This window comes from Kosakonia sacchari SP1, from assembly GCF_000300455.3.
In the GTDB taxonomy this organism is placed as follows: domain Bacteria; phylum Pseudomonadota; class Gammaproteobacteria; order Enterobacterales; family Enterobacteriaceae; genus Kosakonia; species Kosakonia sacchari.
In genome coordinates this window covers 1,717,139-1,734,459 of sequence record NZ_CP007215.2, presented here as the reverse complement: position 1 = coordinate 1,734,459, position 17,321 = coordinate 1,717,139, and the positions used below count along the sequence as shown (strand labels likewise).

Sequence of the window (17,321 nt, the reverse complement as noted above, 5' to 3'; positions counted from 1 at the left end):
GATAAAAAGTCGCCAATTTTTACCCGCAAAACGCATTATTCGCAAAGCAAACCGCTCAAAAATGGAGCGCGGTGCGCGTTTTATTCATCCACTAAGTAATTAATAACACTATGATGTCAAATTATGAGCGCCCGCCATAGGAATTGTAAATTGTTTGTACTAGCATAATCCAAATTTCAAATTTCATTCGTCGGACTCTGTTCCGGACGGCACAGGGCTTGCGGATTAAGCGGTAATGAAGAAACAACACCAGCGCGTTTTGGTTACCACACCCTATCCTGGACTGCGGCTGCTCAGTTTAGGGCTACTCTCTTTTATCTTCACCCTGTTCTCGCTGGAACTGATCCGCTTTGGCACCGTCATTGCCCCGCTCTGGTTTCCCACCGCAATCATGACCGTGGCGTTTTACCGCCACGCAGGCAAGATGTGGCCCGGTATCGCGTTCGCCTGCGCGCTGGGGAATGTTGCCGCCACCGTCCTGCTTTTTTCCGTTTCTTTTGTCGATCTGCGCTATACCGCCGTAAATATTGTTGAAGCGGCCGTCGGTGCCGTGCTGCTGCGTAAATTGCTGCCCTGGTATAATCCGCTGCAAAACCTGAGCGACTGGATCCGCCTTGCCATCGGCAGTGCGGTAGTTCCGCCGCTGGTCGGCGGGGCGCTGATCTGTTTGCTGGTACCGCCAGAAAATGTTTTGCGTACCTTTATTATTTGGGTGTTGTCAGAATCCATTGGCGCGCTGGCGCTGGTGCCGCTTGGGCTGTTATTCAAACCGCACTATCTGCTGCGCCATCGCAAACCGCAATTACTGCTGGAAACGCTGGCGACGCTTGCCATTACGCTGACGCTCAGCTGGCTGTCGCTGCACTATTTACCGTGGCCATTTACCGCCGTCATTGTGTTGTTGATGTGGAGTGCGGTTCGTCTGCCGCGCATGGAAGCGTTTCTGGTGTTTCTGATAACCGTCATGATGGTGTCGTTGATTATCGCGCGGGAACCGAACCTGATTATCGCGCCGAAAAGCGGCGTGATGACCAACGCGCCCTGGCTGCCGTTTTTGATGATCCTGCTGCCGGTTAACGTGATGACTATGGTGATGTACGCCTTTCGCGCCGAGCGTAAGCACATTACCGAAAGCGAAGAACGTTTTCGTAACGCCATGGAATATTCCGCGATTGGCATGGCGTTAGTCAGCACCGAAGGGCAGTGGCTGCAGGCTAACAAAGCGCTGTGCCAGTTTCTGGGTTACAGCCAGGATGAACTGCGTTTAATGAACTTTCAGCAGCTCACCTGGCCGGAAGATTTACACAAAGACCTTGAGCTGCTTGACCAACTGGTGCGCGGCGACATTCCCACCTACTCGCTGGAAAAGCGCTATTACACGCGTAATGGCGATCTGGTCTGGGGCCTGCTGGCCGTTTCCGTCGTGCGCCATGCCGACGGCACGCCACTCTATTTCATTGCCCAGATAGAAGATATTAACGATCTGAAACAAACCGAGTGGGTGAACAAACGCTTGATGGAGCGTATTACCCTTGCGAACGAAGCGGGTGGTATCGGCATCTGGGAGTGGGAGCTGGAGCCAGACATCATCAGTTGGGATAAACGTATGTTTGAGATGTACGAAGTCCCCGCGCATATGAAACCGACCTGGCATCTGTGGTACGAACGCATTCTGCCGGAGGATCGCCCGGAAACCGAGCGCGTTATCCGCGATGCGCTGGCCGCCCGCGTCGCCTTCAAGCTGGAATTCAGAGTGCCGGTTAAAGAGGGGATTCGCCATATTCGCACCCTTGCAAACCGCGTACTCAACAAGAACGGCGAAGTTGAGCGACTCCTCGGCGTCAATATGGACATGACCGAGGTAAAACAGCTTAACGATGCGCTGTTCCAGGAAAAAGAGCGGCTGCACATTACGCTGGATTCCATCGGCGAAGCGGTGCTGTGTACCGATGTTGATATGAAAGTCACCTTTATGAATCCGGTGGCAGAAAAAATGAGCGGCTGGCCGCAGGAACAGGCCATTGGTCAGCCCTTATTGACGGTGCTGCGCATCACCTTCGGTGATAACGGCCCGGCGATGGAAAACATTCATAGCGGCGATATGTCGCGTACCGCGATTGAGCAGGATGTGGTGCTGCACTGTCGCACCGGCGGCAGCTTCGATATCCACTACAGCGTTACGCCGTTAAGCACGCTGGATGGGCAGAATATCGGATCGGTGCTGGTTATCCAGGATGTCACCGAGTCACGCAAAATGCTACGCCAGCTCAGTTATAGCGCCTCTCACGACGCCCTCACCCACCTCGCAAACCGCGTCAGTTTTGAAAATCATCTCAAGCGCCTGCTGGTGACCGTGCAGGAGTTTCATCAGCGACACGCGCTGGTGTTTATCGATCTCGACCGCTTTAAGGCAGTGAATGACACCGCCGGACATGCCGCCGGTGATGCCTTGTTACGTGAAATTTCCTCGCTGATGCTCAGCATGCTGCGATCCACCGATATTCTCGCCCGTCTCGGCGGCGATGAATTTGGTCTGCTACTGCCAGACTGTAATGTCGAGAGCGCGCGCTATATCTCCGGGCGGATGGTGGAAGCCATCAATGATTACCAGTTTATGTGGGAAGGCCGTTTACACCGCATCGGTGCCAGCGCCGGGATTACGATTATTGATGAGACCAATTACCAGGCATCAGACGTCATGTCGCAGGCGGATATCGCTTGTTACGCCTCCAAGAACAATGGTCGCGGTATCGTTACCGTCTACGAAGCGCAGCAAGGGCTGATGCAACATGAGCGCAGCATGATGTCGCTGGATGAGCAGTGGCATATGATCAAAGACAACCATTTGCTGATGATTGCACGCGGCGTGGCCTCTCCGCGTGTGCCGGAGGCCTGCAATTTCTGGCTGCTGTCGCTGCGCCTGTGGACCAGTGAAGGGGAAGTGATGGAGGAGCACGCGTTCCGCTCAGGGCTGACGGAACCGGAACTTATCCGCGCACTCGACAGACGGGTGTTTCACGAATTTTTCCGCAACCACGCAACTGCCGTCGCGGGTAAAGGCCTTGGCGTCGCCCTGCCCCTTTCCGTTGTTGGGCTGGCAAGTCAGTCTCTGGTGACAGAACTGCTGCAAATGCTGGAAAGTGGGCCACTGCCGGGTCGTTTGCTGCACCTGATTATTCATGCCGATGCGCTGATGCGCGAAGGCAACACTATTAATGAGAATCTCAAACGCCTGCGCCATGCGGGTTGCCGCATTATTTTCAGCCATATCGGGCACGATCTGGAAGTGTTTAACCACCTCACACCGCATATGGCCGACTACCTGTTGCTGGAGCCTGAGCTAGTCACCAACGTCCACGGTAATCTGATGGATGAGATGATGGTGACCATTATTCAGGGTCACGCGCAGCGGCTGGGCGTGAAAAGTATTGCCGGGCCGACTCATCAGCCGCTGATGATGGATACCCTGTCGGGAATCGGTATTGATTTGATCTACGGGGATATTATTTCGCAGGCGCAGCCGCTGGATTTGATGCTAAATACCAGTTATTTCGCCATTAACTGACAAGAGGTAATAAGGCTATTTTACTTGCCATTTTGAAACCGGGCAGTGCTCAAAATCCTCACGTACTACGTGTACGCTCCGGTTTTTCCGCGCTGGCCGGTTCCAAACTTGCTGCACCAATAACGCCTCATTTTCCTCTTGGGCTCAATTAATAGCCTTATTTCTCCTCCATCTCCGGCTGCCAGCCATCCGTATACCAGATATGCAACAACGCATATGAACGCCACGGCTGCCAGCGCGCCGCGTAACGGCGAATTTGCGCGGGCGTCATCCCGGCAAAACGCTGCTTAATAAGATAATCATCCGGCAGGAACACATCTTTCGCCTGCCAGCCACGCAACGCGAAATAGTTCGCGGTCCAGCGACCGATACCCGGCCAGGTTTGCAGCGCTTTCACCCCTTGTTTCACATCCGCGGGTGGGCTAAGCGGAAATGTACCGTCGCAGACCGTCTGCGCAAGAAAAATGAGCGACTCCGCGCGTTTTAACGGCATGCCCAGCGCTTTAAGTTCTTCCGGCTGCGCTCGCGCCAGTTGCTCTGGCATGGGGAAACAGATCATGCCCGGCGCGTCTGCCAGCGGTTCACCGAAGCGCTGCGCCACTTTTGCGGTCAGTTTCGCCGCCATCGCCACACTCACCAGTTGCCCCAAAATCGCCCGCACCGCCTGTTCAAACGGGTCCACGCTGCCCGGCAAACGCAAACCGGGACGTGCCGCGCCAAGTGAGCCCAGCGCGGTATTCACCGTTTCTGCGTCGCAATCCAGATCAAACAAGCACCGCAGGCGCGCCAGACAGTGTTCAGCCACCGGCATAAGCCCATCGCTAAGCGTAACCTTCAGCGTCGCTGCCGCTAAGTCAGGTTCTGCGGTGATTAACCCACGATGCCCGTGGTAGTGGAAAGTGCGCACATAACGCGTTGCGCCAATTTCCTCAACGCCCGCCACAGCGCGCGCGCGTAAAAAATCGAACATCCACGCCCAGTCATATGGCTTGCGCCAGTGCAGTGTGTACATAGCAACTCCTGAATAGTGACGCTAACAGCATAACAAACCGGGGATTTTCCGCCTTGCTTTCATATTCCGGTTGTCGCCCGTCACGCATTCGGCTAAAGTCGCCCCCCTTCTTCACTGGCATGGGGATAAACACGTGTTTGTTGGTTTTGACTACGGTACAGCAAACTGCTCAGTCGCGGTGATGCGCGACGGCGCAGCGCAACTGCTGAAAATGGAAAACAACAGTACCTTACTCCCGTCGATGCTCTGTGCACCGACGCGTGAAGCGGTCAGCGAGTGGCTCTATCGCCACAATCAGGTTCCGGCAACAGACGGCGAAACCCAGGCGCTATTGCGTCGGGCGATGAGCTTTAACCGCGAGGAAGATATTGAGGTTAGCGCCGCCAGTGTGCAGTTCGGGTTGGCTTCATTGCGTCAATACGTCAGCGACCCGGAAGAGGTGTACTTTGTTAAATCGCCGAAATCCTTCCTGGGCGCCAGCGGCCTGAAACCGCAGCAAATCGCCCTGTTCGAAGATCTGGTCTGCGCCATGATGCTGCATATTCGCCAGCAGGCAGAAACGCAACTGCCGGAAAGCATTGATCAGGCCGTGATTGGCCGCCCGATTAACTTCCAGGGGTTGGGCGGCGATGAAGCGAACGCGCAGGCGCAAGGTATTCTTGAGCGTGCTGCGAAGCGCGCCGGGTTCCGTGATGTGGTGTTCCAGTTCGAACCGGTCGCCGCCGGGCTCGATTTTGAAGCCACGCTGAGTGCGGAAAAACGGGTACTGGTGGTGGATATCGGCGGCGGGACCACCGACTGCTCATTATTGCTGATGGGGCCGCAGTGGCGCGATAAGCAAGAGCGCGCCGCCAGCCTGTTAGGGCACAGCGGCTGCCGCGTTGGCGGTAACGATTTAGACATTGCGCTGGCGTTCAAAAGCCTGATGCCACTGCTCGGCATGGGCGGTCAGACAGAAAAAGGCATCGCACTGCCGATCCTGCCCTGGTGGAATGCAGTAGCGATTAACGATGTTCCCGCGCAGACCGAGTTCTACAGCGCAGCCAATGGTCGCTTGCTTAACGATCTCCTGCGCGACGCCCGCGATGCGGAGAAAGTGGCGCTGCTGGTAAAAGTGTGGCGGCAGCGTCTGAGTTACCGGTTAGTGCGCTGCGCCGAAGAGAGCAAAATCGCCCTTTCCGATGACGCGCAGGTTAGCGCACAGTTGCCCTTTATTAGCGACAATCTCGCGGCGGCAATTGACCAGGAAGGTCTGGAAAGCGCGCTAAATCAACCGCTGCAACGCATCCTTGAACAGGTGCAACTGGCGCTGGAAAACAGTGCGGAAACGCCGGAAGTGATTTATCTCACCGGCGGTAGCGCGCGTTCACCGCTGATTAAAAAAGCGCTGGCGCAGACCCTGCCGGGGATCCCGATTGCGGGCGGCGATGACTTCGGCTCCGTCACCGCCGGTCTTGCACGCTGGGCGCAAACACTGTTTCGTTAATATCTTGCCGGGAGGATCCCTCCCGGCATTATTTTCTTCTTTGAAATCCCCCTAACGCAAATTACCCTACCTGCCATACGTTTCCAGACAGTGTTTCATTTTTCCTCCATTTTTCCGGGGCATGCCGTTACTAAACTAGTATTATTTCGCCATTAGTTTTCCGATGAGATACCCATAACGATGAAAGGCAGTGTTACGTTTCGCCGCACGCTGGTCGCGGCCGTGGTCATGGCGGTAGCGGGCGTAGCCTGGTACCAGTTCGCACATAAAGAGACTTCTTCCTCTGCCACCGGGCAGACTCAGCGCCAGGGCGCGCCGGGCGGAGGTCGCCACGGTATGCGCGGTGGTGCGCTGCCGCCGGTGCAGGCAGCGACAGCAACCCGAGAAGCCGTACCGCGTTATCTCTCCGGGCTCGGCACCATTACCGCCGCTAACACCGTTACCGTGCGCAGCCGCGTTTCCGGCCAGCTTATGGCGATCCATTTCCAGGAAGGCCAGCAAGTAAAAGCTGGCGATCTGCTGGCGGAAATCGATCCAAGCCAGTTCAAAGTGGCGCTGGCGCAAGCGCAGGGCCAACTGGCGAAAGATAAAGCCACACTCGCCAACGCCCGTCGCGATCTTTCTCGCTACCAGCAACTGGCGAAAACCAGCCTGGTTTCACGCCAGGATCTTGATAGCCAGCAGGCGCTTGTGACCGAATCGGAAGGCACCGTGAAAGCGGATGAAGCGTCCGTTGCCAGTGCACAGTTAGAACTGGACTGGAGCCGCATCACCGCCCCCATTTCCGGGCGAGTGGGTTTAAAACAGGTGGATATCGGTAACCAAATCAGCAGCAGCGACACCACCGGCATCGTGGTGTTGACGCAAACGCACCCTATCGATCTGGTGTTTACCCTGCCGGAAAGCGAAATCGCTACTGTGGTGCAGGCGCAAAAAGCGGGCCAGCAACTGGTGGTGGAAGCCTGGGATCGCACCAACAAACAGAAGCTCAGCAGCGGCACATTATTAAGCCTCGATAACCAGATTGACGCCACCACCGGCACCATCAAACTGAAAGCCCGCTTTGATAACCAGGACGATGCCCTGTTCCCCAACCAATTTGTCAACGCGCGCATGCTGGTTGCCACGCAGCAGGATGCGGTAGTGATCCCGGCCGCTGCCCTGCAAATGGGCAACGAAGGCAACTTCGTCTGGGTTCTGAACGATAAAAATCAGGTCAGCAAACACACCGTCACGCCAGGTATTCAGGACAGCCAGAAAGTGGTAATTGCCGCCGGTCTGTCGGCGGGCGATCGCGTGGTGACGGACGGCATTGACCGCCTGACCGAAGGGGCGAAAGTGGAAGTCGTGGATGCGAAAAACGCCGACGCCGTACCGGCAAAGCGTGAACATCCGGCCAAAGGAGCGCATTCCTGATGCAGTTGCTACCGCCGGGCCGGACGGGCGGCCCTTCCCGTCTGTTTATTTTGCGTCCGGTCGCCACCACGCTGTTGATGGTGGCGATCCTGCTTGCCGGTATTATCGGCTACCGTTTTCTGCCCGTTTCCGCGCTACCCGAAGTCGATTACCCGACCATTCAGGTGGTGACGCTCTACCCCGGTGCCAGCCCCGATGTGGTCACCTCGGCGATTACCGCGCCGCTGGAGCGCCAGTTTGGTCAGATGTCCGGCTTAAAACAGATGTCGTCGCAAAGTTCCGGCGGCGCGTCGGTGGTGACCTTGCAGTTCCAGCTTAGTTTGCCGCTGGATGTCGCCGAGCAGGAAGTGCAGGCGGCGATGAATGCCGCAAACAGCCTGCTACCGTCCGATCTGCCCAACCCGCCGGTCTACAGTAAAGTTAACCCGGCAGATCCACCGATTATGACGCTCGCCGTCACCTCTTCCGCCATGCCCATGACCCAGGTGGAAGATATGGTGGAAACACGCGTCGCGCAGAAAATCTCGCAGGTTTCCGGTGTCGGCCTGGTGACGCTTTCTGGCGGCCAGCGCCCGGCGGTGCGCGTCAAACTCAATGCCCAGGCGATTGCTGCTCTCGGGCTGACCAGCGAAACCATTCGTACCGCCATCAGTAATGCCAACGTCAATTCAGCAAAAGGCAGCCTCGACGGCCCAACCCGCGCCGTCACGCTTTCTGCCAACGATCAGATGCAGTCGGCCGAAGAGTATCGCCAGTTGATTGTCGCTTATCAGAATGGCGCGCCGATCCGCCTTGGCGATATCGCGACCGTTGAACAAGGCGCAGAAAATAGCTGGCTTGGTGCCTGGGCCAATAAGCAACAAGCGATTGTCATGAATGTTCAGCGCCAGCCAGGGGCGAACATTATCGACACCGCCGACAGCATCCGGACGCTGCTACCGCAGTTAACCGAAAGCCTGCCAAAATCGGTAACGGTGAAAGTGCTGTCGGACAGAACCAACAATATTCGCGCGTCGGTTGACGACACCCAGTTCGAACTGATGCTGGCCATCGCGCTGGTGGTAATGATTATCTATGTCTTCCTGCGCAATATTCCGGCGACCATTATTCCGGGCGTGGCGGTGCCGCTGTCGCTGGTCGGGACATTCGCGGCGATGGTGTTTCTCGGTTTCTCCATCAACAACCTGACGCTAATGGCGTTGACCATCGCCACCGGCTTTGTGGTCGACGACGCCATTGTCGTAATCGAAAATATTTCGCGCTATATCGAAAAAGGCGAAAAACCGCTGGCCGCCGCATTGAAAGGGGCCGGTGAGATCGGTTTTACCATTATCTCGCTGACCTTCTCGCTGATTGCGGTGCTGATCCCGCTGCTGTTTATGGGAGATATCGTCGGCCGCCTGTTCCGCGAATTTGCCGTCACGCTGGCAATAGCGATTCTGATTTCCGCGATTGTGTCACTGACGCTGACGCCGATGATGTGCGCACGCATGCTGAGCGCCGAATCCCTGCGCAAACAGAACCGTTTTTCCCGCGCCTCGGAGCGTTTTTTCGAACGCGTCATCGCGGCCTACGGCAGGCTACTGAGCAAAGTGCTCAATCACCCGTGGCTGACGCTGAGCGTGGCGGTCGGAACGCTGTTTTTGTCGGTCATGTTATGGGTGTTTATTCCGAAAGGTTTCTTCCCGGTGCAGGACAACGGCATTATCCAGGGAACGCTGCAAGCGCCACAATCCGCCTCCTTTGCCAGCATGGCAGAGCGTCAGCGCCAGGTGGCCGATATTATTCTGCGTGATCCGGCGGTAGAAAGCCTGACCTCGTTTGTCGGTGTTGATGGCACCAACCCGTCGCTTAACAGCGCACGATTGCAAATCAACCTGAAACCACTGGATGAGCGCGACGATCGCGTCCAGCCGGTGATTGAGCGTCTGCAACAGGCGGCGGCGAAAGTGCCCGGCGTGGCACTCTACCTGCAACCGACGCAGGATTTAACCATTGATACCACCGTCAGCCGTACGCAATATCAGTTCACCTTGCAGGCCAACTCGCTGGATGCGCTCAGTACCTGGGTGCCGCAACTGGTGAGTAAACTGCAGGCGCTGCCACAACTGGCGGATGTCAGCAGCGACTGGCAGGACAAAGGCCTCGTGGCCTACGTTAATGTCGATCGCGACAGTGCCAGCCGTCTTGGCATCAACATGGCGGATGTGGATAACGCCCTTTATAACGCGTTTGGTCAGCGGTTGATCTCCACCATTTACACCCAGGCAAACCAGTATCGCGTGGTGCTGGAACACGACACGGCGCAAACGCCGGGGCTTTCCGCGCTCGACAACATTCGCCTGACCAGCACCGATGGCGGCATCGTGCCGCTCTCGTCGATTGCGAAAGTGGAGCAACGCTACGCCCCGCTGAGCATCAACCATCTGGATCAATTCCCGTCGACGACAATTTCCTTCAACGTGGCGGAGGGGTATTCGCTCGGCGATGCGGTGCAGGCTGTGCTGGATAGCGAGAAAACGCTCAACTTCCCGACGGATATCACCACGCAATTCCAGGGCAGCACACTGGCGTTCCAGGCGGCGCTTGGCAGCACCATCTGGCTGATTGTCGCGGCAGTAGCGGCGATGTATATCGTGCTCGGCGTGCTGTACGAGAGCTTTATTCACCCCATCACCATCCTGTCGACTTTGCCAACGGCAGGCGTTGGCGCGCTGCTGGCGCTGTTGGTTTCCGGCAGTGAACTGGATGTGATTGCTATTATTGGCATTATTTTGCTTATCGGTATCGTCAAGAAAAACGCCATCATGATGATCGACTTTGCCCTCGCCGCCGAACGCGAAGAGGGCATGTCGCCACGCGATGCGATTTTCCAGGCCTGTTTACTGCGTTTTCGCCCGATATTAATGACCACTCTGGCGGCGCTGCTTGGTGCGCTACCGTTAATGCTGAGCACCGGCGTCGGCGCAGAATTACGCCGTCCGCTGGGCATTGGTATGGTCGGTGGTTTGCTGGTAAGCCAGGTGCTAACGCTCTTTACTACGCCGGTGATTTACCTGTTGTTCGATCGCCTGTCGCTGGCGGTGAAAAAGCGTTTCCCGCACCGTGAAGAGGAGGCGTAAGTGAAGTTTTTCGCTCTCTTCATTTACCGTCCGGTGGCGACGATTTTGATTTCGCTCGCCATTACGCTGTGCGGCATTCTCGGCTTCCGGCTGCTGCCGGTCGCCCCGCTGCCGCAGGTTGATTTCCCGGTGATTATGGTCAGCGCCTCGCTGCCGGGCGCGTCGCCAGAGACCATGGCCTCCTCCGTGGCGACGCCGCTTGAGCGCTCGCTCGGGCGCATTGCCGGGGTCAGCGAAATGACCTCGTCCAGCTCGCTCGGCAGCACGCGTATTATTCTTGAGTTTAATTTCGACCGCGATATCAACGGTGCGGCGCGCGATGTACAGGCGGCGATCAACGCGGCGCAAAACCTGTTACCAAGCGGTATGCCATCGCGTCCAACCTATCGCAAAGCGAATCCATCTGCGGCTCCCATCATGATCCTGACACTCACGTCGGACACCTATTCGCAAGGGCAGTTGTATGACTTCGCCTCGACGCAACTGGCGCAAACCATTTCGCAGATTGACGGCGTGGGCGATGTTGATGTTGGCGGCAGTTCCCTGCCCGCTGTGCGTGTGGATTTAAACCCGCAGGCGCTGTTTAACCAGGGCGTGTCGCTGGATTCGGTGCGCACAGCAATCAGCAATGCCAACGTGCGCAAACCGCAGGGCGCGGTGGAAGACGGCTCGCAACGCTGGCAGGTGCAAACCAATGATGAGCTGAAAACCGCCGCCGAATACCAACCGTTAATCATTCACTACAAAAACGGCTCCGCCGTGCGCTTAAGCGATGTCGCGAAGGTCACTGACTCGGTGCAGGACGTGCGCAACGCCGGGATGACCAATGCGAAGCCCGCCATTTTGCTGATGATCCGCAAACTGCCGGAAGCCAATATTATTCAGACGGTGGACAGTATTCGCGCGCGTCTGCCCGGCTTGCAGCAAACCATTCCTGCGGCGATCGATTTGCAAATCGCCCAGGATCGCTCGCCGACCATTCGCGCTTCGCTGGCCGAGGTCGAACAGACGCTGGTTATCTCAGTGGCGCTGGTGATCCTCGTGGTGTTCCTGTTTTTACGTTCAGGTCGTGCAACGCTTATCCCGGCGGTTGCTGTTCCCGTATCGCTTATCGGCACCTTTGCCGCCATGTATTTATGCGGTTTTAGCCTGAATAACCTGTCGCTCATGGCGCTCACCATTGCCACCGGTTTTGTTGTCGATGATGCCATTGTGGTGCTGGAAAATATCTCACGCCATCTGGAAGCTGGAATGAAACCGTTGCAGGCGGCGCTGCAAGGTACCCGCGAAGTGGGCTTTACCGTGCTATCGATGAGCATCTCTCTGGTGGCCGTATTCCTGCCGCTGCTGCTGATGGCGGGGCTTCCGGGACGTTTGCTGCGCGAATTCGCCGTCACGCTGTCGGTGGCAATTGGTATTTCGCTGGTTATTTCCCTGACGCTAACGCCGATGATGTGTGGCTGGCTGTTAAAAGCGCATAAACCGCGCGAGCGCAGCCGGGAAAAAGGCTTCGGCCGTCTGCTGGTGGCGCTACAGCGGCAATACGCGCGTTCGTTGAAATGGGTGCTCAACCACGCGCGGTTAGTCGGGTTAGTGTTAATGGGCACCATCGCGCTCAATATCTGGCTCTATATTTCGATTCCGAAAACGTTCTTCCCGGAGCAGGATACCGGGGTGCTGATGGGCGGGATTCAAGCCGACCAGAGCATTTCGTTTCAGGCAATGCGCGGCAAGTTGCAGGACTTTATGAAAATCATCCGTGACGATCCGGCAGTGGATAATGTCACCGGTTTTACCGGCGGTTCGCGCGTTAACAGCGGCATGATGTTTATCACCCTGAAATCCCGCGATGTGCGTAAGGAAACCGCGCAACAGGTGATTGATCGTCTGCGCGGCAAGCTGGCCAAAGAGCCGGGCGCGAGCCTGTTTTTGATGGCCGTGCAGGATATTCGCGTCGGCGGACGTCAGGCCAATGCCAGTTACCAGTTCGCCTTACTGTCGGACTCGCTCAGCGCCCTACGCGAGTGGGAACCCAAAATCCGTAAAGCCCTTGCCGCGCTGCCGGAGCTGGCTGATGTTAACTCGGATCAGCAGGACAACGGCGCGGAGATGAATCTGGTGTATGACCGTGAAACCATGTCGCGGCTCGGTATCAGCGTCCAGGCAGCCAACAGCCTGCTGAATAATGCCTTTGGTCAACGGCAGATTTCCACCATCTACCAGCCGCTAAACCAGTACAAAGTGGTGATGGAAGTCGATCCGCGCTACACCCAGGATGTCAGCGCGCTGGATAAGATGTACGTCATTAACAGTGAGGGCAAAACCATTCCGCTCTCCTACTTCGCGAAGTGGCAGCCGGCGAACGCGCCGCTGTCGGTGAATCACCAGGGGTTGTCGGCAGCATCCACCATTGCGTTTAACCTGCCAACAGGAACCTCGCTATCGCAAGCCAGCGATGCCATTAACCGTGCGATGACGCAGCTTGGCGTGCCTTCCAGCGTACGCGGCAGTTTTGCCGGCACCGCGCAGTTGTTCCAGGAGACGATGAACTCACAGGTCATTCTGATCCTGGCGGCCATTGCGACGGTCTATATCGTGTTAGGGATTTTGTACGAGAGCTATGTTCACCCACTGACCATTCTCTCTACCCTGCCCTCGGCGGGCGTGGGCGCGCTGCTGGCGCTTGAGCTTTTCGGCGCGCCGTTCAGTTTGATAGCGCTGATTGGCATTATGCTATTGATTGGGATTGTAAAGAAAAACGCGATTATGATGGTCGACTTCGCGCTCGAAGCGCAGCGCCAGGGGAACCTCACCGCTGAAGAGGCGATTTTCCAGGCCTGCCTGCTGCGTTTTCGCCCGATCATGATGACCACGCTGGCGGCGCTGTTTGGCGCGCTGCCGCTGGTTATCTCCGGTGGCGATGGCTCCGAGCTTCGCCAGCCGCTCGGCATCACCATTGTCGGCGGGCTGGTAATGAGCCAGTTGCTCACCCTGTACACCACGCCGGTGGTCTATCTCTTCTTCGACCGCCTGCGCATGCGTTTTAGTCGCCACGAAAGAGAGCCTGTTAGTGAATGAATGAGCTACCGAAAAACATCCGCTGGCAGCTATGGATTGTCGCCTTTGGTTTTTTTATGCAGTCGCTGGATACCACCATTGTTAACACAGCGCTCCCCTCGATGGCGAAAAGCCTCGGGGAGAGCCCGTTGCACATGCACATGGTGGTGGTCGCCTATGTGCTGACTGTGGCGGTGATGCTGCCTGCCAGCGGCTGGCTGGCAGACAGGGTTGGCGTGCGAAACATCTTTTTTGCCGCCATTGTGCTGTTTACCACCGGCTCACTGTTTTGCGCCCAGGCTTCCACACTCGATCAGTTGGTCATGTCGCGCGTGCTGCAAGGCGTTGGCGGCGCGATGATGGTGCCGGTCGGCAGGCTAACGGTGATGAAAATTGTCCCGCGCGATCAGTACATGGCGGCGATGACTTTTGTCACCCTGCCGGGACAGGTAGGCCCGCTGCTCGGCCCGGCGCTTGGTGGTATCCTGGTGGAATATGCCTCCTGGCACTGGATTTTCCTGATTAACCTGCCGGTGGGCATTCTCGGTGCGATTGCCACCCTGAGCCTGATGCCCAACTACACGCTGCAAACCCGCCGCTTTGATATGGCGGGTTTTGTGCTGCTCGCGGGCGGCATGGCGACGCTGACGCTGGCACTTGATGGCAATCGCGGGCTGGGGCTAACGTCGTGGCAACTTGGTGCACTGGTGACCGTGGGCGCGGCGGCGATCCTCTTTTATCTGCTGCACGCCCGGGGCAACGATGGCGCGTTGTTTAATCTGCGGTTGTTCCGCACGCCCACCTTCTCGCTGGGTCTGGCCGGAAGCTTCGCCGGGCGCATCGGCAGCGGTATGTTGCCGTTTATGACACCGGTGTTTTTGCAGATTGGCCTGGGGTTTTCGCCCTTTCACGCCGGGTTGATGATGATCCCGATGGTGCTGGGCAGCATGGGAATGAAACGTATCGTAGTGCAGGTGGTGAACCGCTTTGGTTACCGCCGCGCGCTGGTCTGCTCTACGCTTGGCCTGGCCGCCATCAGCCTGCTGTTTATGGCAACGGCGCTGCTCGGCTGGTATTACCTGCTGCCGGTGGTGCTGTTCTGCCAGGGGATGATCAATTCAATGCGCTTCTCCTCCATGAATACGTTAACGCTCAAAGATCTGCCCGATGAGCTGGCCAGCGGCGGCAACAGCCTGCTGTCAATGATCATGCAGTTATCGATGAGTATCGGCGTGACCATCGCCGGGCTGCTGCTCGGCCTGTTTGGTCAGCAGCATCTGTCCGCAGACAGCGGCGTGGCGCACCATGTTTTCCTTTACACCTATCTCAGCATGGCGGTGATTATTTCACTTCCGGCGTTGCTCTTCGCCCGCGTCCCGAATGACGCCAGCCAGAACGTCGTGATTGCCCGTCGCAACAGGAGAGAATCATGACGTTCTGGCGGCCGGGTATTACGGCCAAGCTGTTCCTGGCGATTTTAGCCACCTGTATTGTTCTGCTGATCACTATGCACTGGGCGGTACGCCTCAGCTTTGAGCACGGTTTTATTGACTACATTAAGCGCGGCAACGAACAGCGCCTACAAATGCTGAGCGACTCGCTGGCCGAGCAGTATGCGCAGAACGGAAGCTGGCAGTTTTTGCGCAACAACGACCGGGTGATTTTTCAGCTCCTGCGTTCATTCGAACGGGATAATGACCACGATGAAGACCGTCCCGGCGAGCCACCGCGCGGAATGCAAGGAGAACCGCCGCCGGGGATGGAGCGCGACATGGGACCGCCCCCTGAAGGGGAAATGGCGCACGATTCCCGCCCGCCACAGCCGGATATGCCGCCGCGCGGCTGGCGCACCAAATTCTGGGTTATTGATCAGGACGCTAACGTACTGGTCGGCCCGCGTTCGCCGGTGCCAACGGACGGCACTCGCCGGGCGATTGTCGTGAATAACGCGACCGTCGGCTGGGTTATCGCGTCGCCGATTGAGCGCCTGACGCGCAACACCGATATCAACTTTGAGCGTCAGCAGCGGCGCACCAGCTGGCTGATTGTTGGCCTTGCCACACTGCTCGCCGCGCTGGCCACTTTCCCGCTGGCGCGCGGTTTACTCGCCCCGGTAAAACGGCTGGTTGATGGCACCCACCGGCTCGCCTCGGGCGATTTCTCCACCCGTGTCAATCCCGGTAGCCAGGATGAGCTTGGCTGGCTGGCGCGCGACTTTAACCAGCTCGCCAGCACGCTGGAGCGCAATCAGCAAATGCGGCGTGATTTTATGGCTGATATCTCGCATGAACTGCGCACGCCGCTGGCGGTGCTGCGCGGCGAACTGGAGGCGATTCAGGATGGCGTACGGCAATTCACACCGGAATCGGTGGCCTCGCTGCAGGCGGAAGTCGCCACGCTCACCAAGCTGGTCAATGACCTGCACCAGTTATCGATGTCCGATGAGGGCGCGCTGGCCTACCAGAAAGCGCCGGTGGATGTGGTGTCGCTGATAGAAGTCGCCGCAGGCGCTTTCCGCGAGCGTTACGCCAGCCGCAATCTGACCCTTTCTCTTGAAGTGCCCGCCAGCGCCACGGTGTTTGGCGATCCCGATCGTCTGATGCAGCTCTTTAATAACCTGCTGGAAAACAGCCTGCGCTACACCGATGCGGGCGGGCAAACGCTTATCCAGGTCATGACCCGCGACAACACACTGGTGATGTGCTTTGCCGACAGCACACCGGGCGTCAGCGATGAGCAGCTCAAACGGCTTTTCGAGCGTTTTTATCGCACGGAAGGCTCGCGTAACCGTGCCAGCGGCGGCTCCGGCCTGGGGCTGGCTATTTGTTTGAATATTGTGGAAGCGCACGGTGGCGCTATCCATGCGGCGCACTCGCCATTCGGCGGGGTTAGCATTACAGTTGAACTACCGCTTGAACGCGAAAAAACGAGAGATGTATGACTGAGTTACCGATCGATGAAAACACGCCACGCATCCTGGTTGTTGAAGATGAGCCAAAGCTTGGGCAGTTGCTGCTCGACTATCTGCGCGCGGCAAGCTACGCGCCAACGCTGATTAACCACGGCGATCAGGTGCTCTCTTACGTGCGCCAGACGCCGCCGGATTTGATCCTGCTGGATTTGATGCTGCCCGGTACCGACGGATTAACGTTATGTCGGGAAATCCGCCGTTTTTCTAACGTGCCCATTATTATGGTGACGGCGAAAATCGAAGAGATCGACCGCTTGCTGGGGCTGGAGATTGGCGCAGATGATTACATCTGCAAACCTTACAGCCCACGTGAAGTGGTGGCACGCGTGAAAACCATTCTGCGCCGCTGCAAACCGCAGCGCGAGCTGGAGCGGCTGGACGCGGAAAGCCCGCTGATTGTCGATGAGGGCCGTTTCCAGGCGAGCTGGCACAACAAGCTGTTGGATCTCACGCCCGCAGAGTTTCGTCTACTGAAAACGCTTTCCAGCGAGCCGGGCAAAGTTTTCTCCCGCGAGCAGTTGCTTAACCATCTGTATGATGACTATCGCGTGGTGACGGACCGCACCATCGACAGTCATATCAAAAACCTGCGCCGCAAACTCGAAGCGCTGGATGAGGAGCAATCCTTTATCCGCGCCGTTTACGGCGTCGGTTACCGCTGGGAAGCCGACGCCTGCAAACTGGCGTAAGCC

Annotated in this window: 9 protein-coding genes; 8 read left to right on the top strand and 1 reads right to left on the bottom strand. The window is 57.3% G+C overall.

Annotated elements, in window-relative coordinates:
* The first annotated feature begins 235 nt into the window (after nucleotides 1-235).
* Entirely contained in the window at nucleotides 236-3,565 is a 3,330-nt protein-coding gene (locus tag C813_RS31165; RefSeq protein ID WP_017458503.1) for a diguanylate cyclase, read from the top strand.
* A gap of 157 nt (nucleotides 3,566-3,722) precedes the next feature.
* Here C813_RS31165 and alkA read toward each other — a convergent pair whose 3' ends face one another.
* Nucleotides 3,723-4,577 carry a DNA-3-methyladenine glycosylase 2 gene (gene alkA, locus C813_RS31160; protein WP_017458504.1) on the bottom strand — a complete coding sequence of 285 codons (855 nt, stop codon included), beginning with the start codon at nucleotides 4,575-4,577 and terminating at the stop codon, nucleotides 3,723-3,725.
* A gap of 133 nt (nucleotides 4,578-4,710) precedes the next feature.
* On the opposite strand from alkA, the gene yegD reads away from it, so the two are divergent.
* From yegD to baeR, 7 genes are all read left to right on the top strand, one after another.
* The gene (yegD, locus tag C813_RS31155; protein ID WP_017458505.1) at nucleotides 4,711-6,063 is read left to right on the top strand and encodes a molecular chaperone; all 1,353 of its coding nucleotides are present in this window, start codon (nucleotides 4,711-4,713) and stop codon (nucleotides 6,061-6,063) included.
* Nucleotides 6,064-6,243: 180 nt separating this feature from the next.
* The gene (locus C813_RS31150) at nucleotides 6,244-7,479 is read left to right on the top strand and encodes an MdtA/MuxA family multidrug efflux RND transporter periplasmic adaptor subunit (RefSeq protein ID WP_017458506.1); all 1,236 of its coding nucleotides are present in this window, start codon (nucleotides 6,244-6,246) and stop codon (nucleotides 7,477-7,479) included.
* The gene (locus C813_RS31145; RefSeq protein WP_017458507.1) at nucleotides 7,479-10,601 is read left to right on the top strand and encodes an MdtB/MuxB family multidrug efflux RND transporter permease subunit; all 3,123 of its coding nucleotides are present in this window, start codon (nucleotides 7,479-7,481) and stop codon (nucleotides 10,599-10,601) included. Before C813_RS31150 ends, C813_RS31145 begins: the two co-directional genes overlap by 1 nt.
* Nucleotides 10,602-13,679 carry a multidrug efflux RND transporter permease subunit MdtC gene (gene mdtC, locus C813_RS31140; RefSeq protein ID WP_017458508.1) on the top strand — a complete coding sequence of 1,026 codons (3,078 nt, stop codon included), beginning with the start codon at nucleotides 10,602-10,604 and terminating at the stop codon, nucleotides 13,677-13,679. It abuts the gene before it with no gap.
* Nucleotides 13,676-15,091 carry an MFS transporter gene (gene mdtD / locus C813_RS31135; protein ID WP_017458509.1) on the top strand — a complete coding sequence of 472 codons (1,416 nt, stop codon included), beginning with the start codon at nucleotides 13,676-13,678 and terminating at the stop codon, nucleotides 15,089-15,091. The genes mdtC and mdtD overlap by 4 nt, the downstream gene beginning before the upstream one ends.
* A complete protein-coding gene (baeS, locus tag C813_RS31130; protein WP_017458510.1) occupies nucleotides 15,088-16,599 on the top strand; it encodes an envelope stress sensor histidine kinase BaeS in 1,512 nt (503 codons plus the stop codon). The genes mdtD and baeS overlap by 4 nt, the downstream gene beginning before the upstream one ends.
* Nucleotides 16,596-17,318: an envelope stress response regulator BaeR gene (gene baeR / locus C813_RS31125; protein WP_017458511.1), complete on the top strand. Its 723-nt coding sequence runs from the start codon at nucleotides 16,596-16,598 to the stop codon at nucleotides 17,316-17,318. Before baeS ends, baeR begins: the two co-directional genes overlap by 4 nt.
* Nucleotides 17,319-17,321: the final 3 nt, after the last annotated feature.

Coding starts and splice junctions, on each gene's coding strand:
- C813_RS31165 (WP_017458503.1), top strand. CDS start 236: ATGAAGAAACAACACCAGCGCGTTTTGGTTACCACACCCTATCCTGGA.
- baeR (WP_017458511.1), top strand. CDS start 16,596: ATGACTGAGTTACCGATCGATGAAAACACGCCACGCATCCTGGTTGTT.
- mdtD (WP_017458509.1), top strand. CDS start 13,676: ATGAATGAGCTACCGAAAAACATCCGCTGGCAGCTATGGATTGTCGCC.
- baeS (WP_017458510.1), top strand. CDS start 15,088: ATGACGTTCTGGCGGCCGGGTATTACGGCCAAGCTGTTCCTGGCGATT.
- C813_RS31145 (WP_017458507.1), top strand. CDS start 7,479: ATGCAGTTGCTACCGCCGGGCCGGACGGGCGGCCCTTCCCGTCTGTTT.
- C813_RS31150 (WP_017458506.1), top strand. CDS start 6,244: ATGAAAGGCAGTGTTACGTTTCGCCGCACGCTGGTCGCGGCCGTGGTC.
- alkA (WP_017458504.1), bottom strand. CDS start 4,577: ATGTACACACTGCACTGGCGCAAGCCATATGACTGGGCGTGGATGTTC.